This is a genomic window from Falsiruegeria sp. JB4-1, assembly GCF_055693495.1.
Genome location: NZ_JBVFTZ010000001.1, coordinates 2,426,106 through 2,450,619 on the forward strand (window position 1 = coordinate 2,426,106; position 24,514 = coordinate 2,450,619).

The 24,514-nt window shown below is 56.7% G+C and carries 19 protein-coding genes and 2 pseudogenes; 12 read left to right on the plus strand and 9 right to left on the minus strand.

Annotated features, from left to right (window positions below; genetic code table 11):
• Window positions 1-301: 301 nt before the first annotated feature.
• From ACZ1HE_RS12390 to ACZ1HE_RS12410, 5 genes and pseudogenes are all read left to right on the plus strand, one after another.
• The gene (locus ACZ1HE_RS12390; protein WP_472621203.1) at window positions 302-949 is read left to right on the plus strand and encodes an ABC transporter ATP-binding protein; all 648 of its coding nucleotides are present in this window, start codon (window positions 302-304) and stop codon (window positions 947-949) included.
• Window positions 946-3,360, plus strand: a complete 2,415-nt coding sequence (locus ACZ1HE_RS12395) for an ABC transporter permease (protein WP_472621205.1) — start codon at window positions 946-948, stop codon at window positions 3,358-3,360. Before ACZ1HE_RS12390 ends, ACZ1HE_RS12395 begins: the two co-directional genes overlap by 4 nt.
• A pseudogene (locus ACZ1HE_RS12400) lies at window positions 3,350-4,394 on the plus strand (lipocalin-like domain-containing protein). The gene ACZ1HE_RS12395 and the pseudogene ACZ1HE_RS12400 overlap by 11 nt, the downstream one beginning before the upstream one ends.
• An 18-nt stretch (window positions 4,395-4,412) precedes the next feature.
• Window positions 4,413-4,844 carry a PNPOx family protein gene (locus ACZ1HE_RS12405; RefSeq protein ID WP_472621207.1) on the plus strand — a complete coding sequence of 144 codons (432 nt, stop codon included), beginning with the start codon at window positions 4,413-4,415 and terminating at the stop codon, window positions 4,842-4,844.
• Window positions 4,845-5,087: 243 nt separating this feature from the next.
• The gene (locus tag ACZ1HE_RS12410) at window positions 5,088-6,668 is read left to right on the plus strand and encodes an ABC transporter substrate-binding protein (protein WP_472621209.1); all 1,581 of its coding nucleotides are present in this window, start codon (window positions 5,088-5,090) and stop codon (window positions 6,666-6,668) included.
• 77 nt (window positions 6,669-6,745) lie between these two features.
• Here the strand turns inward: ACZ1HE_RS12410 and ACZ1HE_RS12415 are convergent, their stop codons facing one another.
• Together ACZ1HE_RS12415 and ACZ1HE_RS12420 are read right to left on the minus strand one after the other, a co-directional pair.
• Window positions 6,746-8,182 carry a sulfatase-like hydrolase/transferase gene (locus ACZ1HE_RS12415; RefSeq protein WP_472621211.1) on the minus strand — a complete coding sequence of 479 codons (1,437 nt, stop codon included), beginning with the start codon at window positions 8,180-8,182 and terminating at the stop codon, window positions 6,746-6,748.
• A 29-nt stretch (window positions 8,183-8,211) separates the two neighbouring features.
• Window positions 8,212-9,417: a tetratricopeptide repeat protein gene (locus tag ACZ1HE_RS12420; protein WP_472621213.1), complete on the minus strand. Its 1,206-nt coding sequence runs from the start codon at window positions 9,415-9,417 to the stop codon at window positions 8,212-8,214.
• 222 nt (window positions 9,418-9,639) lie between these two features.
• On the opposite strand from ACZ1HE_RS12420, the gene ACZ1HE_RS12425 reads away from it, so the two are divergent.
• Together ACZ1HE_RS12425 and ACZ1HE_RS12430 are read left to right on the plus strand one after the other, a co-directional pair.
• Window positions 9,640-11,202 carry an ABC transporter substrate-binding protein gene (locus ACZ1HE_RS12425; protein WP_472621215.1) on the plus strand — a complete coding sequence of 521 codons (1,563 nt, stop codon included), beginning with the start codon at window positions 9,640-9,642 and terminating at the stop codon, window positions 11,200-11,202.
• Between the two features lie 341 nt (window positions 11,203-11,543).
• On the plus strand, window positions 11,544-12,077 hold the full coding sequence (locus ACZ1HE_RS12430) for a CHAP domain-containing protein (protein ID WP_472621217.1): 534 nt from the start codon (window positions 11,544-11,546) through the stop codon (window positions 12,075-12,077).
• A gap of 19 nt (window positions 12,078-12,096) precedes the next feature.
• Here the strand turns inward: ACZ1HE_RS12430 and ACZ1HE_RS12435 are convergent, their stop codons facing one another.
• On the minus strand, window positions 12,097-12,705 hold the full coding sequence (locus ACZ1HE_RS12435; protein WP_472621219.1) for a thermonuclease family protein: 609 nt from the start codon (window positions 12,703-12,705) through the stop codon (window positions 12,097-12,099).
• A gap of 445 nt (window positions 12,706-13,150) precedes the next feature.
• Between ACZ1HE_RS12435 and ACZ1HE_RS12440 the strand changes: the two genes are divergently transcribed.
• Window positions 13,151-13,510 carry a hypothetical protein gene (locus ACZ1HE_RS12440; RefSeq protein WP_472621221.1) on the plus strand — a complete coding sequence of 120 codons (360 nt, stop codon included), beginning with the start codon at window positions 13,151-13,153 and terminating at the stop codon, window positions 13,508-13,510.
• Window positions 13,511-13,515: 5 nt separating this feature from the next.
• Here ACZ1HE_RS12440 and ACZ1HE_RS12445 read toward each other — a convergent pair whose 3' ends face one another.
• Window positions 13,516-14,658 (minus strand): amidohydrolase, encoded by a 1,143-nt coding sequence (locus ACZ1HE_RS12445; protein ID WP_472621223.1) that lies wholly within the window; start codon window positions 14,656-14,658, stop codon window positions 13,516-13,518.
• Window positions 14,655-15,608: a lipoyl synthase gene (lipA, locus tag ACZ1HE_RS12450; protein WP_472621225.1), complete on the minus strand. Its 954-nt coding sequence runs from the start codon at window positions 15,606-15,608 to the stop codon at window positions 14,655-14,657. The genes ACZ1HE_RS12445 and lipA overlap by 4 nt, the downstream gene beginning before the upstream one ends.
• Window positions 15,609-15,875: 267 nt before the next feature.
• Between lipA and ACZ1HE_RS12455 the strand changes: the two genes are divergently transcribed.
• Window positions 15,876-16,424 carry a redoxin family protein gene (locus ACZ1HE_RS12455; protein ID WP_472621227.1) on the plus strand — a complete coding sequence of 183 codons (549 nt, stop codon included), beginning with the start codon at window positions 15,876-15,878 and terminating at the stop codon, window positions 16,422-16,424.
• Window positions 16,425-16,480: 56 nt separating this feature from the next.
• Here ACZ1HE_RS12455 and ACZ1HE_RS12460 read toward each other — a convergent pair whose 3' ends face one another.
• Window positions 16,481-17,413, minus strand: coding sequence for a LysR substrate-binding domain-containing protein (locus ACZ1HE_RS12460; RefSeq protein WP_472621229.1), 933 nt, complete (start codon window positions 17,411-17,413; stop codon window positions 16,481-16,483).
• A 274-nt stretch (window positions 17,414-17,687) separates the two neighbouring features.
• Window positions 17,688-18,836 carry a DUF6456 domain-containing protein gene (locus ACZ1HE_RS12465; RefSeq protein WP_472621231.1) on the minus strand — a complete coding sequence of 383 codons (1,149 nt, stop codon included), beginning with the start codon at window positions 18,834-18,836 and terminating at the stop codon, window positions 17,688-17,690.
• Window positions 18,837-19,091: 255 nt separating this feature from the next.
• Between ACZ1HE_RS12465 and ACZ1HE_RS12470 the strand changes: the two genes are divergently transcribed.
• Complete coding sequence (locus ACZ1HE_RS12470; protein WP_472621233.1) at window positions 19,092-19,379, plus strand: DUF6477 family protein; 288 nt, start codon at window positions 19,092-19,094, stop codon at window positions 19,377-19,379.
• A gap of 30 nt (window positions 19,380-19,409) precedes the next feature.
• On the opposite strand, the pseudogene ACZ1HE_RS12475 reads toward ACZ1HE_RS12470, so the two are convergent.
• A pseudogene (locus ACZ1HE_RS12475) lies at window positions 19,410-20,955 on the minus strand (trimethylamine methyltransferase family protein).
• 136 nt (window positions 20,956-21,091) lie between these two features.
• Complete coding sequence (locus ACZ1HE_RS12480; protein ID WP_472621235.1) at window positions 21,092-21,523, minus strand: GNAT family N-acetyltransferase; 432 nt, start codon at window positions 21,521-21,523, stop codon at window positions 21,092-21,094.
• An 88-nt stretch (window positions 21,524-21,611) separates the two neighbouring features.
• On the opposite strand from ACZ1HE_RS12480, the gene guaA reads away from it, so the two are divergent.
• Together guaA and ACZ1HE_RS12490 are read left to right on the plus strand one after the other, a co-directional pair.
• A complete protein-coding gene (gene guaA / locus ACZ1HE_RS12485) occupies window positions 21,612-23,171 on the plus strand; it encodes a glutamine-hydrolyzing GMP synthase (protein ID WP_472621237.1) in 1,560 nt (519 codons plus the stop codon).
• 176 nt (window positions 23,172-23,347) lie between these two features.
• Complete coding sequence (locus ACZ1HE_RS12490) at window positions 23,348-24,241, plus strand: DMT family transporter (RefSeq protein WP_472621239.1); 894 nt, start codon at window positions 23,348-23,350, stop codon at window positions 24,239-24,241.
• Window positions 24,242-24,514: the final 273 nt, after the last annotated feature.

The following is a 24,514-nucleotide window of genomic DNA, read 5'->3' on the forward strand; positions in this document are numbered from 1 at the left end:
GCCGCTGCAACCAAATCGTGCAAAAAACCAACAGTACAATCTCTACCGCAAAACATATTCCAAGGTTTACACTTCCCCAAAATATCTGCTGAGCCATTGACAATGGTCATTCCCCCAAGAGTGTCAGATCCGCCAAAATGCGTTTGAAACAGATCCCTTCGTGTCGGAATTCGGATGCAAGGTCAATCCGTTCGGTTGGGTGCGACGGAAGGTTGCTCTTATCATTTCGTCTCTGGACAGCCGACTTTTTCAAACCAAACTATGTCTTCGGGCATCCGAACTGGAAAGGACCGGAACAGGCATGCTGCTGTGTATAGATCAGATCTCCAAGACATATCCCGGCGGGCGCCCGGTCCTTGCAGGTGTATCTCTGGAACTGAGACGCAGAGAAACCCTTGCGCTGACTGGCGACAGCGGAAGCGGCAAAAGCACCCTACTGAACCTAGCTGCGGCATTGGATCAATTTGATACCGGCGAAATCACGTTGAATGGTGTGCACTATTCTTTGCTTGACGACGCAGGCCGAGCGGCCCTCAGACGCGATCAGGTTGCACTGGTGTTTCAGCAATTCAACCTGATCCCATCACTGACGGTTGAACAGAACCTGTCTTTTCACGCGCGGCTTGCCAATCGGTTTGACCCGGACTGGCAGCGCCAATTGTCAGATCGTTTGGGGCTTGCCGATCTTTTAGATCGCAAGCCCGAGCAACTCTCGGGTGGCCAACAGCAGCGCGTGGCCATTGGGCGGGCAATGGCTGTGAAGCCCTCGCTGCTGCTGGCAGACGAACCCACTGGCAATCTTGACGATGTGGCAAGCACAACCGTCATGGATCTGATGCTTGAATTGGTGCAGGATACCGGATCTGCCCTTCTCCTGGTCACGCATTCAAGCACCATTGCAGCGAGAACAGATCGTCAGGTACATTTGTCCCAAGGACAGATTGCATGACACGTGCCGCTTTATTGGCCATCTGGTCCCACTGGCGCAGGCACCCATTGCAATTGATGACGTTGCTTGGTGGAATAGCTCTGGCGACGGCCCTGTGGTCAGCGGTTCAGGCCATCAACGCCGAAGCGCGCGCCAGCTATTCACGCGCGTCGGATCAATTGTCGATAGGCGCTCTTGATCGGCTGATCCATCCATCTGGTCAGATGTCACTGCAACAGTATCGAATGCTTCGGCGCTCTGGATGGCAGGTAGCCGCTGTTCTCGAAGGTCAGCTTTCGTTGAATCTGGGTCGCGTCGATTTGTTGGGGGTTGATCTGCTCAGCTATCCGACCCTGCCCGCCATTGCCGAAGCGGCAAACGAACAGGGAATTGCTCCAGTGGAAGCATTGACTGCCCCCGGTCGGTTATTTGCACGTCCCGCGTTGGCTGAACGATTGCGAAAAGTGGAAGGTCTACCTCCCGTTGTTGAAAGCAACAACGTACCTGTTGGAACTGTTCTGACTGACATTGGGACAGCGGCCTATCTGCTCAACAGCCCCTCCCATATCAGTTACGTCGTTGTTTTACCCCGGCAACCAAAGGGGTTACCTGCATTTGATCAAGTGGCCCCCGAGCTTTCCCGGGTCAATGCTCGGGGAGACGACGGAATTGCCAGCCTGACTGACAGTTTCCACCTGAACCTGACAGCCTTTGGATTGCTGTCCTTTGCCGTCGGGCTATTCATTGTGCATGGCACCGTTGGCTTGGCCTTTGAGCAACGCCGCCCCATGATCCGCACCCTACGGGCGCTTGGGTTGCCACTTGCACATTTACGACGAATTCTCGTGGTGGAACTGCTGACACTGGCTCTAGTCGGGGGGAGCCTCGGACTGGGACTGGGCCTAGTCATCGCCGCCGCCCTTTTGCCTGATGTCGCCGCTACACTCAGGGGTCTGTATGGGGCTCCTGTGGAAGGTACCCTGACGATACGTCCTTGGTGGATCGCATCGGGGTTGGGTATGGCACTTTTGGGAACCGTTGCCGCCAGTGGACAGGCGATGTGGAAATTGGCTCGGATGCCCCTTCTGTCGGCACCCGGTGTCGGCGCATGGTCCGAAAGAGCGAACAGGTCGGCCCGTCAATTGGCAGTGGCGGGGCTCGGTTTAGCAGGTTTGGGTGTCACCGCGCTTTTGATTGCCGACGGGCTGATTGCCGGGTTTGCCTTCTTGGCAGGGCTTTTAACCGGGGCTGCGCTCACCCTGCCGTTGCTTCTTTCATTGCTGCTGACGCTTGGTAGCCGATTTGCAAGGTCGGCATTGGCGGAATGGATTTGGGCCGACATGAAGGCGCAGCTTCCCGGGTTGTCGTTGGCCCTGATGGCGCTTTTGCTGGCCATGGCTGCGAACATTGGTGTTGGCACCATGGTGTCTAGTTTTCGTCTGACCTTCACCGGCTGGCTGGATCAGCGACTGACGGCAGAGCTCTATGTGACCGCACGAAATGACGAACAAGGTGCACGCATTGAACAATGGTTGACCCAAAACGCCGAGCGGGTTTTGCCCATCAGATCTTTTGAAATGCAATTCAGGGACGCGCCCTTGTTCATCTACGGGGTTGTCGACGATCAAACCTATCGCGCCCATTGGCCTTTGTTGCACAAGATCGACGGCGCCTGGGACAGGGTGATGGGTGGTAATGGTATTTTGATCAACGAACAGATGGCGCGGCGGAATGACATTTGGCCCGGCGATAGCGTCGCTTTGGGCGCGATACAGAAATACCCGGTTGTTGGTGTCTACTCGGATTATGGGAATCCGACAGCGCAAGCCATTGTCGCAATCTCCGAACTTCATCGGTTCGGGCATCACGTTCCCAACACCCGGTTCGGCGTTCGATTGCCCCCAGGCGATGTGCCTCAGCTGGTCACCACTTTGCGGGCCAAGTTTGACCTGCCACCGGGATCGGTCATTGACCAGGCCAGCCTGAAGGCCCGCTCGATGGAGGTGTTTGACAAAACATTTGTTGTCACCGGGGCGCTCAACATCCTGACGCTCGGGGTGGCGGGGTTTGCCATTTTCACCAGCCTCCTGACGCTTTGGACCCAACGCCTACCTCAGCTTGCCCCTGTTTGGGCCATGGGTATCACACGGGGAAAACTTGCCGGGCTGGAGTTGCTGCGAAGCGTAGTTCTGGCAATGCTGACGACCCTGCTTGCCCTGCCCCTTGGGCTGTTGTTGGCTTGGATCCTGCTTGCCGTGATCAATGTCGAGGCCTTTGGCTGGAGGCTTCCCATGTTTGTGTTCCCGGCGGATTGGCTACGGCTCGGTGTTTTGGCGATGATTACAGCTGTTATCGCAGGCTTACTGCCTGCCCGTCGGCTTCTCAAAGTTCCACCATCTGATCTGCTCAAGGTATTTGCCCATGAACGTTAAGTGGTTGATCCTGTCTTTGGTTTTGGTCTGTCCATCGCTGTCGCAAGCGCAAGGTTTTGCTAGGCTTGGGAGCCAATGCGGACGGGTTTGCGGTTCCCGAACGCGGTTACAAGTTGAGCTTTCCCAAAGACCACGGGCCACATCCGGAGTTCAGGATCGAATGGTGGTATGTCACGGCCAATCTGACAGGTGCGGATGGCCGGGATTATGGCATCCAATGGACGCTGTTTCGCAGTGCCTTGCGCCCTTTTGAAGCTGAAGGATGGAACAGTCCTCAACTTTGGATGGGTCATGCTGCGGTGACGACACCGGACGCTCACTTTTTTGAAGAACGTTTCTCACGAGGTGGAATCGGTCAGGCGGGTGCAAACGCCGCCCCCTTCGAAGCCTGGATTGACGACTGGCAAATGGTCGGCCCGGACTTTGAAAACCTGTCGTTGCGAGCAAGTGGCGCTGAATTCACCTATGATTTGCAACTTGTAGCGACCGGCCCTCTTGTCGCGCATGGCGATAACGGCTTTTCCGTCAAATCCGCAGCCGGTCAGGCCAGTTACTATTATTCGCAGCCCGGCTACGAAGTTACCGGATCACTGAACCTGCCAGACGGGCCGATGCCCGTGACAGGATCAGCGTGGCTGGATCGAGAATGGTCGTCTCAACCGTTGTCCGAAGATCAATCCGGATGGGACTGGTTTTCACTAACTTTCGACAGCGGTGACCGCTTGATGGCCTTTCGCTTGCGCGGAACGGACGATTTCTTCACGTCTGGCACTTGGATAACCAAGGAAGGGACGGCAACGCCCATCCAAAACGGTGCAGTGAGCGCCACCCCGAAACTCTGGGATGACACAACGGGACGCCGGGTTCCGGTTGAATGGAACCTGGCACTGTCTGATCGAGACGTAGACGTGACGATCAAGGCTATCAATTCGGAGGCTTGGATGGGGACGACTTTTCCATATTGGGAAGGCCCCGTGCGGGTCACTGGCACCCACACCGGCAAAGGATATCTGGAAATGACGGGATATGATTGAACCTTCATTGAGTACTGTTTGGGAGCACACCTGGGCCATGTTGAATCAAGCGATCGCCACCGACCGCTCTCCCCTTCGGTTCGTGACTTTGGCAACTGTGGACAAAAAAACGCGCCTCAGGTCAGAACGGTTGTGCTGCGTGAGCTTGACAGGCGTGCAGCCGTTCTTTCCGTCTTTACCGATGCCCGATCCATCAAAGTACAGGAGCTTTTGGCAAACAATGCCGTTTCAATACATCTGTGGGCACCCGATCAACTGATGCAATTGCGTTTGTCCGGGCAGGCAACAATGACAACTGGAAACGTAATCCAGCCTGACTGGAACGAAGTTCCCGATCACATGCGCGAAGCCTATGGTCACGTTCCGCCCCCGGAGCACCGATCGCTGCATCGGATGCGTGGAAGGTTTCACCTGACATCCAGAACTTTGCCAAAATTTCCGTTTCGCTGAATCACCTCGACGTGGTTTGCCTGTCTGACGCCGGACATTGGCGGGCGGAATTCCTACGCAAAAACAACTGGAACGGCCACTGGCTGTCCCCCTGACAGCAAAGAAATCGCACTTGACGTTGGGATATGGTGCAGACAACCGTTGCAACCTGCCAAAGTATTTGGATGATACTCCCCATGAGGACCGCCAAGGTCCAACCGCCTGCGGCAATAGAATCGCAGGCTAAAAAAATGGGAGAGAAAGATGAAATTGAAACATCTATTGGTCGCAGTAAGTGCGACCGCGTTGATGGCGTCTGCGGTATCGGCCGAGACGTTGCGATGGGCACGCGCAGGTGACGCGCTGACACTGGACCCGCACGCACAGAACGAAGGACCGACTTCAGCTCTGGCGCATCAGATCATGGAACCGCTGGTGATGCGCGACATGACCGGTGCGATGGTGCCAGCGCTGGCCACCGAATGGGGCCCGTCCGAAGCCAACCCTAATGTTTGGGTATTCAAACTGCGTGAAGGCGTGACCTTCCACGATGGGGCCGAGTTTGACAGCGAAGACGTAGTCTTCTCGCTGAACCGCGCGATGACGCCGGACTCGGATTACAAGGAACTGCTGGCATCGGTAAAAGAGGTCCGTGCCACCGACAAATACACCGTCGAGATCGAGACCGATGGTCCGAACCCGATCATGCCGAACAACCTGACCAACATGTTCATGATGGACAAAGGTTGGGCCGAAGCAAACGACGCGGTCAAGGTTCAGGACTATGAAGGTGGCGAAGACACCTTCGCGGCCAAGAACGCCATGGGCACCGGCCCTTACATGCTGGTCAGCCGTGAACCTGACGTGAAGACCGTCATGAAGATCAACGAGAACTATTGGGGCAAAGGTGAATTCCCAATGGTCGTGACCGAGATCGTCTATACCCCGATCCAGAACGCCGCGACCCGTGTTGCAGCTCTGTTGTCTGGCGAAGTTGATTTCATTCAGGACGTTCCGGTTCAGGATCTCGAGCGTGTGGCAGGTTCCGATGGTCTGGACGTGCGTACCGCACCGCAGAACCGCGTCATCTTCTTTGGTATGAACCAAGGCGATGCAGACCTGAAGAATGATAACGTCGACGGCAAGAACCCTCTGGCAGACGTGCGCGTGCGCAAGGCGATGTCGATGGCGATCAACCGCGATGCGATCAAACAGGTCGTGATGCGTGGCCAATCGGCCCCTGCTGGCATGATCTCGCCGCCCTTCGTGAACGGCTGGAACGAGGCCATGGACAGCTCGTCCACGACCGACATCGAAGGTGCCAAGGCGCTGATGGCCGAGGCAGGCTATGGTGATGGCTTCAGCATTCAGCTGGACTGCCCGAACGATCGCTACATCAACGACGAAGCGATCTGCCAGGCAGCCGTTGGCATGCTGGCGCAGATCGGCGTGACCGTGAACCTGGATGCCAAGCCCAAGGCGCAACACTTCCCGCTGATCAACAACCTGGAAACCGACTTCTACATGCTGGGTTGGGGCGTTCCGACATATGACTCGGAATACATCTTCAACTTCCTGGCCCACACCAAGGGTGAGAAGTACGGCTCGTGGAACGGTACGCGCTACTCGAACCCGGATCTGGACGCAAAGATCGTAGCGTTGGCATCGGAAACCAACCTGCCCAAGCGCAACGAGATGATCAACGAGATCTGGACTGCCGTGCAGGACGATCAGCTGTATATCCCGATCCACCACCAGGTTCTGAATTGGGGCATGAACTCCAAGGTTGGCACCATCGTGGCACCGGATGACACCGCCAAGTTCAAGTATTTCACGCTGAACTGATCCGCGCTGCTCAGTGGAACCAAAAAATGGGCCCGTCGAGACATCGACGGGCCTTTGTCGTGTCTGGTCAGGGCACGTCAGATCGAGCTGGGTGCCGGGGTGTAAGCCTGCTCGTCACCCGCTAGAATGGCGTCGACACCACCGCAGGCGTCTATCTTCCTTTGCTGGTTCGCAAAGGCCCGAGCGTTGATCTGATCAATATCGACGATCACATCCAATCGGTCGCGCATGTCCTGTAACACCAGTAAAAATGCGGGATCATCGGCCAAATCGATTGCTTCTTGCGGATCCTTTTGCATGTCGAACAATTGGTCCGGATAGCCCGGATATCGAATGATCTTCCACCGCGCAGTGCGTAGCATGAACATGCCCGTCACCGATGACCAATCGTGATACTCGCTGAACACTTCTCGGTCTTGGTTCGGGGTCTCAAACCACCGGCTCAAGGGAGTGCCCGGAAGATCCGGGTCGGATGCCCCGCCCGCGAATTCCAGCAGCGTTGGATGCACGTCCACCAAAGACACCGGTGTGTCGACACTTTGCCCGGCCGGAATATCCGGGCCCGAGACAATCAGCGGCACTGCCACGGCATCTTCATACATCACGGATTTTCCCCACAACCCGCGATGGCCCAGGTTGTCGCCGTGATCCGACGAGTAGATGACCCGCGTGCTGTCAGTCAGCCCGCTGTCCGACAGCGCCCCAAGGATCTGACCGATGTTGTGATCCAGAAAGGACACCAGACCATAATAGGCCTGCCGCGCAATGCGCAGGCTGTCCGGATCAAAGCTGTCATCATAATTGGACGACACCCGCAGGGCATCCAGAACCGGGTGCCTGGGTCTGTCAGCTTCGGTGTATTGCCGGGGCGGCGGGATCTCTGCATCCTGGTACAGATCAAAGAAACGTTGTGGCGCAACGAGCGGGAAATGGGGTGCAACTAACCCGACATACAAGACCCAAGGCTTGTCGCGTGGAGCCGATGCAGCCTTTCGCAGCCAGTCACAGGCCTTTTGGGTGATGTCCCGGTCGTACCGGGTATAGCCTGTCTCGCCCGGTCCGATCTGCCCGGCCATCTGCTCTGCGCCCGCAATTGGCGGTGGTGGGCTGCGCAGCAGGCTCGACATCCAACCAGTGCCATTGTGCACATGCATAGGCGCGATTTCGTCCGTAAACCCATTGTCATCCGTACTACTGCGGAAATGGAGCTTTCCGATGGACACGACCTGATGGCCCAGATCCCGCAGCTGTGCAGCCCATCCACCATGTCGACCGTCAAAGGGCGACGTGCTGTCCCATGCCCCGATCTGATGCGGATAGCGCCCGGTCATGAAGGACGCCCGCGACGGCACACAGACCGGCGAGTTGCAATAGGCCGTGCGAAAGACAGTGCCCTGCGCAGCAAGCTGATCCAGATGCGGCGTCTGTGCGACAGGGTCACCGTTACACCCAAGGACGTCCCGGTTATGTTCATCTGACAGGATCACCACCGTATTCATTGGGCGCGTGGTCATTCCTGGTTGTCCTCTCTGCTGTTCCGAGTTCACTGCAACCCGGCAACGGGCGGATTGGTCGCTAAAACGGGGCGGCGCATAGCAAGCGTGTGCTTGGCCTCGGCGTCGCGGCCAAGTCTCATCAGGGCGTTGACGTAAGTCAGCTCAAGCAGATCCCGCTGCGCCCGACTGCCACCAAACCTTTCGGTTTGCGCCAGTGCAGGGATCAGGTGGTCAACCGCGCCAAGCCAGTCCTGCCGGGCAATGGCGGCCCAAGCTTGCGCCGCTGGCCGTACCAGATCCGCCGCAAACCCCTTGGCCGTGTCTACCACATACGCCAAACGATCTCCGTTGCCAGCCATGGCGTGGGCCAGTGCAACATGCAGATCTGCAAAACTCTGCCCTGTTTCCGGGAAATACTTGGCGGCATAGTCGCTCATTTCCGCCCAGCGTTCAGACGGAACTGCAATACCGGCCAGTTCCGCACGATGCAGAATCGCTGCCGTGTCCGTAAGAGTGTTGATCGGCAATCCGCGCGAACCTCCTGGCCCTACTCCGCTGTCAATGTATGCCCACATGTCGTCAATCTCACCCAAGTGCAGGGCATGAAGCGCAATGTGCCAGCTGAGGTGCCCATGCAAGAGTCCGCGATTGTCATACTCTTTGATCCAATCCTTGAGGTAAGCCAGCCCCGCTTGCGCCTCTCCCATCTCATACAGCGTGTGCCCCTTGAAGTGCGCTGCATTGGCGTTTCGAGGATTGAGTGCGAGAGACCGCTCCATGATGGCTTCTGCCTCGAGCAACCGCCCTGTCTCGCATAATGACACAGCATGAATACCCATCATCCACCAATCTTCGCCGTAATGCGGTAAAAGGGCCGAGGTGAAAGCCAACAGGTCAGCTTCGCGCCCAACCTCGCCCGAAAACCCGATTAGACCAAAGACACTGCTGCAGAGCTGCGCCACCATGGCGTCACGGGGGTGATCCTGAACATGCGATTTGACAGCAGCGCGGCACCCGACCGGGTTGCCCTGAAACAACAGGTCAAAGGTGTTCAAATGCGCCTGTTCCCGGGCTGTTGCCCCATCGATATGCGCCTTGGCTGAAACCATCGACGCTTTGGCAGAGACCATGTCCCCTGCCATCATCTGCGCCCGCGCCAGCCCGACGTGCCCAAGGGCAAAGCCAGGGTCTGCCTCAACCGATTTGGCAAAATGGTCACCGGCATCATGACCAGCGGCCAAAAAGCTGGCCACCCCCGGTCATAAGAATCGCGGGCCTGATCCACCCCCGTGGTAATGTCGTTTCCGTAATGATCTTTGAACATGAATTGGCTCGCTTCCACTGGGATATGGCTATGCAAACAGTCTGCGCAGGCGGCTGGCACAAATCAACATTGTACAGCGGTCGTTGCTTTTCTCGTCAAACGGGTCAAACTGTCTCAAGCTGACACGAAAAGAATACTCAGGGAGATTGTCATGTTCCGCGCATTTGCCGTAGGGGCCGTTGCACTGGCGGCCACTTCACTACACGCCGCAGAATTCAAATGGGCCTCGACCACAGATCCACAGACACTGGATCCGCATGCTGTGAATTCCGCCCCCGTGTTGGGGTTTCTCAACAACGTCTACGAGGGGTTGGTTCGGCGGGGCAAAGACATGCGCGTCGAACCGGCGCTGGCGACCGCGTGGGAACCCATCGGCGATGGCGAAGGGTGGAGGTTCACCCTGCGCGAGGGGGTGACGTTCCAGGACGGTAGCGCCTTTGACGCGCAGGATGTGTTGTTTTCATATCAACGCGCCTCTAGCGAGGCGGCAGACACCCGCAGTTGGTTTGCGCCAATCGCAGATGTAAAAGTGGTCGATGACTACACGGTCGATTTCCTCACCAGTGCGCCCAACCCGCTGTTCCCATCCTCTATCGCCAACTGGATGATCATGGACAGTGGCTGGACCGAGGCGAACGAGGCCACCCTGCCCGACAAGGACAATGGCAACTTTGCGACCCTCAACGCCAATGGCACCGGCGCGTTTCAGGTGACTGCACGTGAGCCGGGCTTGCGCACGGTGCTGGAACCGTTCGAGGGTTGGTGGGGTGAGGCAGAACATAACATCACCCGGGCCGAATTCACGCCGATCCAGAACCCTGCCACCGCCGTCGCTGCGTTGCTGTCGGGTGATGTGGACATGATCAACCCGGTGCCTATCCAGGACGCCGAACGCCTGTCATCTTCCCCCGATGTGACTGTGATCAAGGGAATCGAGGCGCGCGTCATCATGCTGGGCTTTCCACATGAGGCCGATGTGCTGAAATTTGGTGCCGATCAGGGCAAACCCAACCCGTTCAAAGACACCCGCGTGCGCAAGGCCGTGGCCCATGCCATCAGCGTACCTGCCATCCTGCGCACCATCATGCGCGGCAATGCCGAAGCTGCCTCGCAATTGGTGAGCCCGGCGATGAACGGGTATTCCCGTGTGCTGTCCGAGCGGCCACCCTTTGACGTAGCCAAAGCCAAGGAACTGCTGACCGAGGCGGGTTATCCTGACGGTTTCTCGTTTGGCCTGAAATGCCCCAACGACCGCTATCTGAATGATGAGGCAGTGTGTCAGGCCGTGGTCAGCATGCTGGCCCAGATCGGTCTGACGGCGGAACTCGATGCAATGCCAGTGCGCAACTACTGGCCCGAGCTGCGCGAAGACAACTACGACATGTACCTGCTGGGCTGGTCGCCCGGAACCTTTGATGCAGAACATCCCATCCGCTTTCTGGCCACCACGCCCAACCCGGACAAAAAACTGGGTAGCTGGAACTTTGGCGGCTTCTCCAACCCGCGGGTGGACGAGTTGCTGCCGTTGATCCAATCCGAGATCAACCCCGAGACCCGGCAAGCGATGCTGGATGAGGTGGTCAAGGTCCTGCAGGACGAACAGGCCTATGTGACCTTGTATGTTCAACCGCTTGTATGGGGCACCGGCAAAAACATCGAATTGACCCAACGGCCCGACAACTTCTTTATTCTGCGTTGGGTCACGGTGAACTGAGGCACAGTCGATCTACACTGAACCGGCACAAACCCAACCGGTTCAGTGTATCGCGAATTTCCGCTGGGCTTAACCCAGGTTTCACCAATAAAATCATGTACTTGAATTGACACGAGGTATTCGGCTGACGCTAACACACAGCCGTGTCAGGGCGATGTTTTGCAATGGGTGAAGAGAGACCATTTGGCAACCCCTTGTCCAAAAGGTCGCACAAGGAACAGGCGAATTCTTGCCGGGCATTTGACAAGTCACTTTTCATAGCCAATGAGATCACTTTAAAACGTTGTGAAAGTTCAAACTGGTAGAGAAGCTTCTTGCGAAACACCGCCTGTAAAAGACGTATGAATTGGCTTCGCCTGCCCCAAACCACCCGCACTGTGGTCACTTTGGGGCTATTTGCTTTGGTCGCTGCCTGTAGCCAAAGACCGGATTACACAGAACTAAATCCGGAACGCCAATCCTTCGCATTGCTTGAGGTTTCACAGAAGCACTCTAAGGGACAAAGAGTATGGTGCGTGCCTTACGCCCGAGATCTCAGCGGTATCCAAATTCGTGGCAACGCAAAGGACTGGTGGGGTAAAGCGCGCAATACATACGAGCGTGGCGCTGAACCTGTTGTTGGATCGGTGATGTCGTTTCGGGCGACCGGTGGGATGCCTTTGGGACATGTAGCGGTCGTGTCCGATGTTGTCAGCGAACGCGAAATCATCATCAACCACGCCAATTGGCACCGCAACAAGGTTTCGTTGAAAATGGGCGTCAAGGACGTCTCGAAAAACAACGACTGGACATTGGTCCGGGTCGAAAGCCAGCCAGGGCAATATGGCAACTTTTACCCCGTGAACGGTTTCATTTATCCGTCGGTTGACGGATAGCCCGCACCAAACGCAATTCCTAAGAAGACCTTTTTTGTCTGGCTTCGAATTGCTTCCACACGTACATACGGCCTTTCTGTCGAGCATCAGCCAAGAAGAGCTTCTTGCGGATGCCTGGCACTTCGAGTTGTGCATATTTCTTACCAGAATATTTGGGCCAATCGATCGCCAATCCTTGCTTTACCATTTCTGCTGACAGATCCCGACCGTCGGGTAAATAGCACTTTGCGACCGTTCGTTCATATTCGTCTACATCAACGATCTCGGCCCGAATTTCGTGTCCCTTGCAAAGCTTATGCAACGCCCACTTAGCCTTGACGCCAAAGGGATGGTTCAGTTCTGGAGCGTCAATTCCATACAAACGTATTTGGGTCTTCTTGATTGTCATTGTATCGCCATCGGTGATCCATGCCGCTCCGGTTAGAATCCGTGGTTCGCGCAGATGTTTGACACTACTATCGTTGAAGCGTCCCACTTTACGCGAGGTACGCCTTGTTGGTGTTGGCGAATTAGAGGGCTTCGGCTTACGAGGCGTGGAATCTCGCTGATCAATTACGTCATTGTTTCCAATACGAAATATTATGACCAAAACACCGATAAAAATCACAAGACCAATAGCTATTTCCAACTTAAAGTCCTCACTTGATTAAACTTCGTTGAAATCCACTTATTGCTTGCCCTCAGCCGGTGCTTTGGTTTCGATGCCAAGATCTTTCGAACTTTGGTCATCCTAAGGACTGACCAGCTTTGGCCTACAAAAAGACAGCCGTGAGAATTTCGGCTGCTTGACGATCAGAGTACTGGATAGGGTTCCGCTTTTTTGGCAATTTCGAAACAACAATCGTTTCATACAGAGTACGCCCGACCTCTCCAGTCAAACCGCAGTTCTCACAAACAACATGCAAGGTGTTTTCGTACCCGCCAGAGGTCGGGCGCTGCCCCATGTGGCGGGGGATGCGACCTCATCCTTAGGGTGCATCGGTTGGGGCTTGAACGGGAAATTGCATGGATGGGCAACACCATAGACAGATTAGACGCGGCCCGTTAGCTTTGATGTATTCAGGAGGTTGATTATGAAATTCACCAGCATCGTACTAAGCGCGCTTGCCGTGTCTGCTCTGGTTCTGGGCGCCGATTTGGCCGAAGCCAAGGACAAGGGAAACAAAGGCAACAAGGGCGGTGCCAAGGTCAAAGTTGACAAGGGCAACAAAGGGGTCAAGGTCCCGCCCGGTCAGATCAAGCGCTATACACGTGGCGCGAAACTTCCTGGCGATCTGAACTTTGATTACATTGACGATCTGAGCAAATGGAAGCTCAAGCCGCTGCCCAAGGGTCAGCGTTACGTCAAGGTCGGGGACGAGATCCTGTCGATCTCGGACGACACCAAGACTGTGGTTGATGCCGTTGGGATCGTGGGCGACCTGCTGAAGTAAGCCGATCAGCCCAAAGCGGCGCGTAAGGCGTGCAGGAAGATACCTGCGCCAACTGGGATCAGGGCGTCGGGGAAGTCGTAGTCAGGGTTGTGGAGTTGAGGGTGTTTTTCACCTGAGCCGAGCCAGAACATGGCGGCTTCGGCCGACTTGCCGAATTGGCCGAAATCTTCGGAGAATTTTTGCGGCCTGTCGGTCAGTAGCACCGGGACGCTCAGCGATTGGCAGGACTGCTGCAAGTGCCGGGTGGCTTCAGACCCGTTTGTGCAGGCCTCGAATATGTCGTCATAGGTGATCTTTACCGTCAGCCCTGCGGCTTGGGCGAATGTGGTGACGAGGGTTTCGGCCTCGTTCACCAATGCCTCCATCCGGGGGTCGGTGACGGTGCGCAGGGTGATCCAGAGCTCGCCGTGGCCCGGCGCGACGCCGAAGGTGCGTTCGCCTAATGTGGCGTGGGTCAGGGTGGTCAGGGCAAAGTCTGCGTTCAACTCGCCACCCTGCCCCAGCCCCGCCAATTTCGGCATCAGATTGGCCATCACGGCGGCCGGAGACAGCCCGTCCTGGGGCGCTGCGGCGTGAGAGGTCTTGCCGGTCAGCACCACACGCATGCCGCGGGAGGCGCAGTTGGCGGCAGAGGTGCAAAGCTCGACATGGCCCAAGGGGAGGCCCGGCAGGTTGTGCAAGGAAAAGACCACGTCGGGGGCGATTTCAGCAAATTGAGGGTCAGCGCGAAAGGCGGGAGCGCCTTTGCCAGTTTCCTCGGCCGGTTGAAAGATCAGCACGGCGCGGCCTTTGGCGGGGCGTTTGGAGGCGAGCGCCTCGGCCACAGCAACAACTATCGTCATATGACCATCATGACCGCAAAGGTGGCCCTTGCCCGGTATCTGTGAGGCATAGGGCGCGCCGGTTTCTTCGGGGATCGGCAGTGCGTCAAGTTCGCAACGGATGGCGACGGTGGGACCCGGTTCGGTGCCCTTGAAGATCGCGGCGACGCCGTGGCCGCCGATGCCTGTCAGCACCTGGTCGGCCCCCAGATCGCGCATGACCTTCGCGATTTTGGCCGCGGTTTGCGCCTCTTCCCCCGAAATCTCGGGGGTGCGGTGCAGATCATGGCGCAGCGCGGTCAGTCGCGCCAGCTGTTCGGACGTCATTGCTGGCCGAGTTTGGCCTGACGCGCATCGCGCAGGCGGGCAAAGTCGTCACCCGCGTGATAGGACGAGCGTGTCAACGGTGTGGCCGAAACCATCAAGAAGCCCTTGCCATAGGCGGCTTTTTCGTAGCTCGCGAATTCCTCGGGCGTGACAAAGCGGTCGACTCCGTGGTGTTTCGGCGTGGGCTGCAAGTACTGCCCGATGGTCAGGAAGTCGATGTCGGCGGCGCGCATGTCGTCCATGACCTGGCGGACGGCTTGTTCGTCTTCGCCCAGGCCGACCATAATGCCGGATTTGGTGAACATCGACGGGTCGAGTTCTTTGACCCGTTGCAGAAGACGCAGCGAGTGGAAGTAACGCGCGCCAGGGCGCACCTCGGGGTACAGGCCCGGTACGGTTTCCAGGTTGTGGTTGAAGACATCGGGGCGCGCCTCGACCACGACCTCTAACACCGACGGTTCACATTTGATGAAGTCGGGCGTCAGGATTTCGATCGTTGTACTGGGCGATCGGTGGCGCACGGCGCGGATGGTTTGCGCGAAATGCTCGGCGCCGCCGTCCTTGATGTCGTCACGATCCACCGAGGTGATGACCACGTGGTTCAGGCCCAGCTTTTCGACCGCATGGGCAACGCGGCCGGGCTCGAACGCGTCCAGATCCTTGGGCGGTTTGCCGGTGGCGATGTTGCAGAAGGTGCAAGCGCGGGTGCAGACCTCGCCCATGATCATCATGGTGGCGTGGCCACGGGACCAGCATTCGCCGACGTTGGGGCAGCCTGCCTCTTCACAGACCGTCACAAGGTTGTTCTCGCGCATGATCTTGTGGGTGTCGGCATAGCCCTTGCCGCCGGGCGCCTTAACACGGATCCAGCTGGGTTTCTTGGGCTGGGCATTGTCCGGGCGGTGGGCTTTTTCCGGGTGGCGTTGCTCGGGTACTTTCAGATCACGCACAGGATTGTCCCTCGGCTAGGTTACGGGCATGGGTCAGCATTCATTCCCTTCTATCATAACGCCGCGTCACAAAAAGTACCAGCATCGCATGGCCGCTATGCACAGCCGTTGTGCAAGCGCGGCATACGCATCAAAACTTGGGTGCCAAATACATGTTTTATATAATTAAACTCCATATGTGCAAATGCAGCAATTTCAAGCATTGAAGCCGGTTTAGAATCGTTTTAATTCACGACTGAAACACACCAAATCACAGGAGCTTGAACGATGAAAGCTGGTGCAAAACTGCCCGACGTGACCTTTCACACCCGTGTCCGCGACGAGGCCGTAGGCGGCGACAACCCCTTCCGTTGGGAAGACAAGACCACCGCCGATTACTTTGCAGGCAAGCGCGTCGTGCTGTTCTCACTTCCGGGTGCCTTCACCCCCACCTGCTCGACCTATCAGCTGCCGGGTTTTGAAAACGGCCACGCTGATTTCATCGCGCAGGGCATCGACGAAATCTATTGCATGTCGGTGAACGACAGCTTTGTGATGAACAAATGGGCCGAAGGTCAGAATCTGAAGAACGTTAAGGTGATCCCTGACGGATCGGGCGAATTCACCCGCAAAATGGGCATGCTGGTCGACAAGGATAATCTGGGCTTTGGCATGCGCTCGTGGCGCTATGCGGCCATCGTTACAGACGGCGTGGTAGAAGCCTGGTTCGAAGAGCCCGGCCTGATGGACAACTGCCCCGAAGACCCCTACGGCGTTTCGTCGCCCGAGACCGTGATGAAGCATCTGGTCGAAGCGAAGACGGCAGAACCTGCATAAGTCGCTCCCTTTTTTCTAAAGCACATAGGCCCGCCGTTAGGTGGGCCTATTTTTGATTAAAGCGTAGCTGCGCGACTGTCTTGCACGATTCCTTCGCCCACTTGACGGATCAGAAATGCAAGATCGTCAAACCAGCCGTCCCCATTGGTGGTGTTGCGCCGTACCAAACCCACAGTCCGGGCGGGTTCAGGTTCCGGAAATCTGATCAGGTTCAAGCCCGGTACTGCGGCCAGTTCCGATTGCGCGGCTAACTCGGGCATCAGGGTCAGGCCAAATCCCTCGGCCACCAGCCGCGACAAGGTCGGCAAAGAGGATGCCCCCATGTTGATTTGAGCGCTATTGCGGTCATGACCGCAGACTTCAAGCGCTTGATCACTCAGGCAATGGCCATCTTCCAGCAACATAAGGTGGGCCGCCTTCAGATCGGTTGGCCGCACAGCATCAGCACCTTGGGGTAAGCTGCGCAAACGCCGTTCGGACCCGGCCAAAAGAAAGCGGTCTTCGAACAGCGGTTGTTCGCTAAGACCTTTGGTGGCCGTTGGCAGCGCCAGTACGGCGGCATCTATTTCGCCGGCCTTCAGGGCCGCAATCAGGCGTTCGGTTCGTGCCTCGCGGATTTGCACCTGCAACGACAGATCCCCAGCCCGCAGAGCCGCCAGCACGCCGGGTAACAGATAAGGTGCCATGGTTGGGATGATGCCAAGGGACAGCGAACGCCGACCATCGCTTTGGTCTCGGGCCAGTCGGTCAAGTCGCGACGCCGCTCCCAGGACATCCTCGACCAATGAAAGCACATCACGCCCCAGAGGGGTTGGCACCACATTGCGAGCATGCCGCTCGACCAGGGCGCCACCCATCAGGTCTTCAAGCTGTTTGATCTGGACAGACAACGCAGGCTGCGAAACATGGCACACTTGGGCGGCACGCCCAAAGTTGCGTTGCTGTACGAGCGCCTTGAAGTAGTGCAATTGTCGAAGCGTAAAATTCATTAGAGAACGTTATTGTACCATCCGAGAATTACAAGGCTGCGCCAATGAGTCCCTGGTTCAGACAATTCCTCTTAATCAACACAAAAGACTACGACCAACCAATTTGATTGCAGCCAGTCCCGGTTCACTGTGTGATGGAGGCCACCTATGCCTGTCTTTGACTTTGTTTAAGAACCCGGCACTGAACGACTGAAAAGCGCCGCATGCAAAACGCAGCGCTGGGCTTTATGAAGTACGTTAACCAATCTGAGAGGGTGAAACCCTTACGTTGGTTTCAACCAATCAACTGATCGCGTGCACTGCGTTCCTCGTAGTGGCGCTTAAGTCGTTGCAACGCAATCCGAAGCACAATCTTGCCCGACCGGGCCGACCACCCCAATTGCTTTTCCGCAGTTTCCAACCCTTCCAGGTAGCAACAACACCGCAATGCCACATCGCTTAGCCCGGGGCCAAGGTCTGCAAGCGCACAAGAAACGCGATCTTTTGCTTCGCTCGCGGCTGCCCCAGTATGCGCTCGGTTTGCTACCCCACCCTGAACGCCCGCAGTCAAAAAGCTATTCCAATCTTGTGTGACGTTGGATCCCACCTGGGCCAGTTCAAAATCTTCACGCAATCTCTCGCCTGCTCGAACCAACCCTTCGTCCAGGAACGGTTGCCCGTCCCTGTCCCTGCGTCGTGCAAGTGCGACTAGCGGGCTGTCCGCAAGACTATAGCGCGCGCGGCGATTTCGCAGACCTGCCCCTTCACCCGATGCAAGGTCGGCACCGTGGCCGACAAAGGGCGACTGGGCTTCTGCAAAGCCCCTGTCCTGTTGCATCCGAGCCCTATTTTCAGCTTCAGCCAACAATTGCCCTAAAGCGCCCCGACCAGTTGCTGTAATCCGGTAGCGGCTTATGCGTCCCGGTTTGTCGCAAGAAATCCAGTCCTTGAGCGCAAGGGCCTGCGCAATCGGACTGTCGACAACCGCAGTGCGTGCACTGGCTCCACTGCCGTCATCGCGAACAACCACGGCCTTGTCCATATCTTCCGCAACCGCCAGGACAGCACCGCTTTCGCACAAACGTCGCAGCACGCGCGTGGCCTCATTGTCGAAAGTCGCACTGTCCAATGGCTCGTCCGAGCCGACATTGGATGTGTCTATCTCGGCAACATTCGTCGACTTCCTCCTCGCCCCTTCACGCGCATCGCTGCGCGTGTCTGTCGAGGGAAAGTGAGTTGCCGCCAATGTGTGCAGCGCTGCATCGACCAAAGGATCGTCACGGCGAAGTTCAACTTTTCGAATCTGACGCATCACAGTCGACGCATGGCAACCGGCCCCGCGCGCCAGATCTCGAATGGAACGCCCCGCTTCGGTATGCGCCAAGTATCGCCGCGCTCCCTCGGGAACCCAACGAGGTACAGGTAAGACCGAGACATTGTTCATCCTATCGCACCCTCAATGACAAAGTTGCTGACCTAGTTATCCAGCTGTTATCCGATGAGTTTTCCACACAACCTAGGGATGCATTGGTTACCTTATCGTTAAAATCAGGCTGTGTTTTCATTATTGTTTCCAAAACATAAACACTGGTGAACCCAACGCACGGTCGACTCCGCACTTCAGCAACACCCGCTAAAGTTGTGTCAGAAATGACGACGGAAACAATCCGAACCTGTGAGGACGATTATGCAAGATTTGATGACTATGATTTCAACAATCCGCCGCCCACGCATTTTGATCCGTGCGGCGCGATTTGGCACTCAAGACTACAATCGCACACGTCACCTACAGCGTATTCTTGGGTACGGTTCCCTACCGCGACCTGCGTCAGCGTTGATGCGTTTGATAGAAATGGAACGTGGACTGAACGATCAACGCTGTAATGACGACGCGGGGTATTCCCTGTCGCGGCATCTGGACATTCTGATCGCAATGATGGGCGAAGCGCAGCTGGTACAAACCAACCGCGCTTCTCAGTTCGAATAAGCTTGGTGCAATGGCACGGAGCAAACTACATCAAATAAAGGCGTCCGGCATTGATGCCTTTTTCTCGGCTACGTAAGTCGCCAGTTTTTCGGCAATTTCGGGATCAAGGTGCGGTTGCTGGTAATTTGCCAGCAAGTATTCCACCCGATTAGTAGCCAGTGAGTAAGTATCGCGAGCGCCCTCTTCTTCCCAGGTCTCAAACGGTTTGTAGTCAAGCACCTCGGTCTTCCAGAACGCGTCCTTAAAGTTGGCCTGCGTGTGTGCGCAGCCCAGGTAGTGGCCACCGGGACCCACTTCGCGGATGGCATCCATCGCCTGTGCGTTCTCGTCAATCTCGACGCCTTTGGCCAATCCATGCAGAACACCCAGCTGATCGGCGTCCATTACGAATTTCTCAAAGTCAGACACCAGCCCACCTTCGAGCCAGCCACACGAGTGCAGCATGAAGTTGACGCCCGACAGCAGACCCATGTTGAGCGAATTCGACGTCTCATACGCAGCCTGCGCATCCGGCAATTTCGAGCCACAGAACGAGCTTAGCCGAGCGATACGGCAGGCCCAGACGGCGGGCCAGCTGACCCGCGCCATAGGTGATGTGCGACGCTTCAGGCGTGCCAAAGGTCGGCGCGCCCGAGTTCATGTCGATCGAGGTCACCATCGCGCCCATGATCACCGGAGCACCGGGGCGGCACAGCTGATTGTACGCAATACCCGCCAGACATTCCGCCATCACCTGTGTCAGCGTTCCAGCGACTGAGACCGGCGCCATGGCGCCGCCCACGATAAAGGGCGAAACGATACAGGCTTGATTGTTTTTGGCGTAAACCTCCATCGCACCCATCATCACATCGTCGAAGGTCATCGGCGAGTTGATGTTGATGAGCGAGGTCATCACGGTGTTTTCTTGCACAAATTCCTTGCCGAACAGGATCTCGCACATCTCGACCGAATCCTGCGCGCGACTTGGCTCGGTCACCGAGCCCATGAAGGGCTTGTCTGACAGGGTCATGTGGGCCAGCAGCATATCCAGGTGACGTTTGTTCACCGGAATATCCGTGGGTTCACATACGGTACCGCCCGAATGGTGCAGCCATTTGGACATATAGCCCAGCTTCACGAACTTCTGGAAATCATCCATGGTCGCGTAACGACGGCCACCTTGGGCATCGCGCACAAAGGGCGGACCATAGACTGGGGCCAGAACCATGTTCTTACCGCCGATGACCACGGATTTTTCCGGGTTGCGGGCGTGCTGGGTGAATTGGCTGGGTGCGGTTTTGATCAACTCGCGGGCCAGACCACGTGGGATGCGCACACGTTCGCCGTCGATGTCGGCACCAGCTGCGCGCCAGCGTTCCAGCGCGGGCGGATTGTCGACAAAGTTGACGCCGACCTCTTCCAGGATGGTTTCGGCGTTGGCCTCGATGATATCCAGCGCTTCTTCGGACAGAACCTCAAAGTTCGGGATGTTGCGCTCGATGTATTTGGCGGTTTCGATTTTGACCGCTGTACGCTCGGCGCGACGGGCGGCCCCACCGCCACCACGAGATCTGCGCCGTGTGTTTGCCTCTGCCATAGGAATATCCCCGGGATAGATAGTGTTCACGTTGGTATACTTGTTAGCGTACCTGACGGGCCGCGCGATTGCTCGGAACGGCGCTTAAGAGGTAAAAGCGACATGCTTTGAACAGCAATGCGACAGGCTGAATTGATCAGAGCGGTTTCGACATCGAAACCACATTGCCCGTTTGCTCCGTCTCTCGCCAACCCAGATGCAGATACATCGCGCGCGTGTCTGTCAGCCCTGCGTGTGTTCGCAAGTTCATTTCACGGCACTGCATCTTGCGAGCTTCGGCCTCGGCCAAAGACATCAAACGCCCTCCGATCCCCTGCCCCGAATGGCTTGGGTCCACGCCCAGATTGGCAATCAACAAGACATCGCCGCGCGCCACTAGAATTATGACCCCAACGAGGTTTGTTGCCTCTTGTGCGACAAGGACAAGGTTGTCCGCGATGTCATCTGCGACACCTCCTGTGACGTCCGGCAAGTCCGGCAACTGCGCTCGTGCCAGGGCATAAGCAGCAGTCAGACAGGATTCGATCGCAGCCACATCTTCTGGTTTCGCCGGGCGCAAAGTGATCACGTCTTAACCCTTCCCTTGTTGCTCGTTTCATCCTGGGAATTCCTGAATACACTTGCACAAAACACCGCTGCAACCTAAGAGCCATCGCATGAGCCAGACATCCCACGACCGCCTTTTGATCATCGACTTTGGCAGCCAGGTCACGCAGCTTATTGCGCGCCGCCTGCGCGAGCTGAACGTCTATTGCGAAATCCACCCCTATCAGAATGTCACGATGGACTTTGTGCGCGAGATGGCGCCCAAGGCCGTGATCTTTTCCGGTGGGCCTGACAGTGTGACCCGCGAGGGCTCTCCCCGCGCGCCGCAAGAGATTTTCGACTATGGCGTACCGATCCTGGGTATCTGCTATGGTCAGCAGACGATGATGGCCCAGCTGGGTGGCAAAGTTGAAAGCGGGCATGGTACGGCCGAGTTTGGTCGCGCTTATGTAACGCCGAACAGCAAGTTGGACATTCTGGATGGCTGGTTTGCGGACGGCGACGAGCAAGTCTGGATGAGCCACGGCGATCATGTTTCTGAAATCGCACCAGGTTTTGAGGTTTATGGCACTTCGCCCAATGCGCCCTACGCGATCACTGCTGACCCCAGCCGCCATTTCTATGCAGTGCAGTTCCATCCCGAAGTGCACCACACGCCCAATGGCGCAAAGCTGTATGAAAATTTTGTCAAACTGGCCGGGTTTTCAGGTGACTGGACCATGGGCGCCTACCGCGAGCAGATGATCCAGGCGATCCGCGATCAGGTGGGCGACAAGAACGTCATCTGTGGTCTGTCTGGCGGCGTCGACAGCTCGGTCGCAGCGATCCTGATTCACGAAGCGATCGGCGATCAACTTACATGCGTGTTTGTCGACCACGGTCTGCTGCGCAAGAACGAGGCCGAAGAAGTCGTTGGCATGTTCCGCGACAACTATAACATCCAGCTGATCCATGCGGATGAGTCGGACCTGTTCCTGGGTGAGCTGGACGGTCAATCCGACCCGGAAACCAAGCGCAAGATCATCGGCAAGCTGTTCATCGATGTGTTCCAGAAACACGCCGATACCATCGATGGCGCCGAATTCCTGGCCCAAGGGACGCTCTACCCCGACGTCATCGAATCGGTGTCGTTCAGCGGCGGTCCCTCGGTCACCATTAAATCGCACCACAACGTGGGCGGTCTGCCAGAGAAAATGGGCCTGAAACTGGTCGAACCGCTGCGAGAGCTGTTCAAGGACGAGGTTCGCGCGCTGGGCCGCGAGCTTGGTCTGCCGCAATCATTCATCGGTCGCCACCCCTTCCCCGGTCCGGGTCTGGCAATCCGCTGCCCCGGCGAGATCACCCGCGAAAAGCTGGCTATCCTGCGCGAGGCGGATGCGATCTATATCGATCAGATTCGCAAGCATGGCCTGTATGACGACATCTGGCAGGCATTCGTCGCGATCCTCCCGGTGCGTACCGTGGGCGTGATGGGCGACGGTCGAACTTATGACTATGCCTGCGCGTTGCGCGCGGTCACGTCCGTGGATGGCATGACTGCGGACTACTATCCGTTCAGCCACGAGTTCCTGGGTGAAACCGCCACACGGATTATCAACGAGGTCAAGGGCATCAACCGCTGCACCTATGACATCACTTCGAAGCCTCCGGGCACGATCGAGTGGGAATGAACTCTGACAAAAGGCAGACCCTTCAGGGCCTGCCTTTTTTTCTTCAAGCTCGCTGTAACGCCTGATTGCAGATCACGACGTTTGTGCAAATGGCCAACCGATAGGTTTGGGTCGACGGACTGGTTGGGGAACAATCCGGGTTGACGGCACCTGCGCATTCGGCGTTCGTGTCCCACATGGATCAAGAACCCACCCATATCGCCAAGGCCGCGCTTTGGATGACCGGCGCAATCGGTTCCTTTTCGGCGATGGCCGTGGCCGGGCGAGAGGTCTCCTTCGCGCTCGATACCTTTGAAATCATGATGTACCGAAGTCTTGTGGGTGTTGTTGTCGTCTGCCTGGTGTTGACGGCCACACGCAGGTGGGCACAGGTCACGACCCGTTCAATGGGCTTGCAACTGTTTCGGAACACAGCACATTTCGCGGGTCAGAATCTGTGGTTTTTCGCGGTGACGGTGATTCCGTTGGCCCAGGTGTTTGCGTTGGAGTTCACCACCCCTTTGTGGGTGATCGTGCTATCCCCGCTTGTTCTGAAAGAGCGCCTGACACAGATCCGGGTGTGGGCGGCCATACTGGGTTTTACGGGCATTCTGATCGTCGCACGCCCCAGCCCCGAAACCATTAGCCCCGGCCTGATCGCCGCTGCTAGCTCGGCCATATTCTTTGCTTTCACCATCATGACCACCAAACACCTGACCAAGACCGAGGCTATCGGATGTATCCTGTTCTGGCTGACCGTCATTCAATTGGGTCTTGGACTTTTGGTTTCTGGAGTTGACGGTGACATCACCTTACCAGATGCGCAGACCGCCCCTTGGCTGGTTGTCATAGGTATCGCCGGGTTGTTGGCGCATTTTTGTATAACCAACGCGTTGGCCATTGCTCCGGCCACAGTCGTGGTGCCTTTTGATTTTGTTCGCCTGCCTGTCATCGCGATCATAGGAATGCTGATGTATGGCGAACCCTTGGATTTGTGGGTGTTGGTTGGTGCGATCGTCATTTTTGGCGGAAATTACCTCAACATCTACGGAGAAACACGCAAGCGAAAGACCGATGGTAAAATTGCTTAGATTTGAACGCCAAACTCGGCAATTTATCAAAGATTTCAGCGTGTTGTGTGACAACCCATAAGGCATGATCAAGCGGATATCGCCTTAAGGTACAAGAACGGCGTCGTGACCAGTCAAAGTATTGAATGCCTCGATTTTAGGCACATCAGAAGGCTCAAGGGGCTTACTATTGTAGGTACACTTGAGCGTTGAAATCCAGACGCTTTGAAACGGATAGATTACGCGCGTCTCGCCCGCGCCGTTTCAATAGGCATTGGCAACTCCCGCTCCGGG

Excerpts from the sequence above, each read along its gene's own strand:
- ACZ1HE_RS12415 (WP_472621211.1), bottom strand. The coding sequence starts at position 8,182 with ATGACCACGCGCCCAATGAATACGGTGGTGATCCTGTCAGATGAACAT.
- ACZ1HE_RS12445 (WP_472621223.1), bottom strand. The coding sequence starts at position 14,658 with ATGACGTCCGAACAGCTGGCGCGACTGACCGCGCTGCGCCATGATCTG.
- ACZ1HE_RS12390 (WP_472621203.1), top strand. The coding sequence starts at position 302 with ATGCTGCTGTGTATAGATCAGATCTCCAAGACATATCCCGGCGGGCGC.
- ACZ1HE_RS12490 (WP_472621239.1), top strand. The coding sequence starts at position 23,348 with ATGGATCAAGAACCCACCCATATCGCCAAGGCCGCGCTTTGGATGACC.
- ACZ1HE_RS12430 (WP_472621217.1), top strand. The coding sequence starts at position 11,544 with ATGAATTGGCTTCGCCTGCCCCAAACCACCCGCACTGTGGTCACTTTG.
- ACZ1HE_RS12425 (WP_472621215.1), top strand. The coding sequence starts at position 9,640 with ATGTTCCGCGCATTTGCCGTAGGGGCCGTTGCACTGGCGGCCACTTCA.
- ACZ1HE_RS12465 (WP_472621231.1), bottom strand. The coding sequence starts at position 18,836 with ATGAACAATGTCTCGGTCTTACCTGTACCTCGTTGGGTTCCCGAGGGA.
- ACZ1HE_RS12455 (WP_472621227.1), top strand. The coding sequence starts at position 15,876 with ATGAAAGCTGGTGCAAAACTGCCCGACGTGACCTTTCACACCCGTGTC.
- ACZ1HE_RS12395 (WP_472621205.1), top strand. The coding sequence starts at position 946 with ATGACACGTGCCGCTTTATTGGCCATCTGGTCCCACTGGCGCAGGCAC.
- guaA (WP_472621237.1), top strand. The coding sequence starts at position 21,612 with ATGAGCCAGACATCCCACGACCGCCTTTTGATCATCGACTTTGGCAGC.
- ACZ1HE_RS12470 (WP_472621233.1), top strand. The coding sequence starts at position 19,092 with ATGACTATGATTTCAACAATCCGCCGCCCACGCATTTTGATCCGTGCG.
- ACZ1HE_RS12410 (WP_472621209.1), top strand. The coding sequence starts at position 5,088 with ATGAAATTGAAACATCTATTGGTCGCAGTAAGTGCGACCGCGTTGATG.
- ACZ1HE_RS12460 (WP_472621229.1), bottom strand. The coding sequence starts at position 17,413 with ATGAATTTTACGCTTCGACAATTGCACTACTTCAAGGCGCTCGTACAG.
- ACZ1HE_RS12440 (WP_472621221.1), top strand. The coding sequence starts at position 13,151 with ATGAAATTCACCAGCATCGTACTAAGCGCGCTTGCCGTGTCTGCTCTG.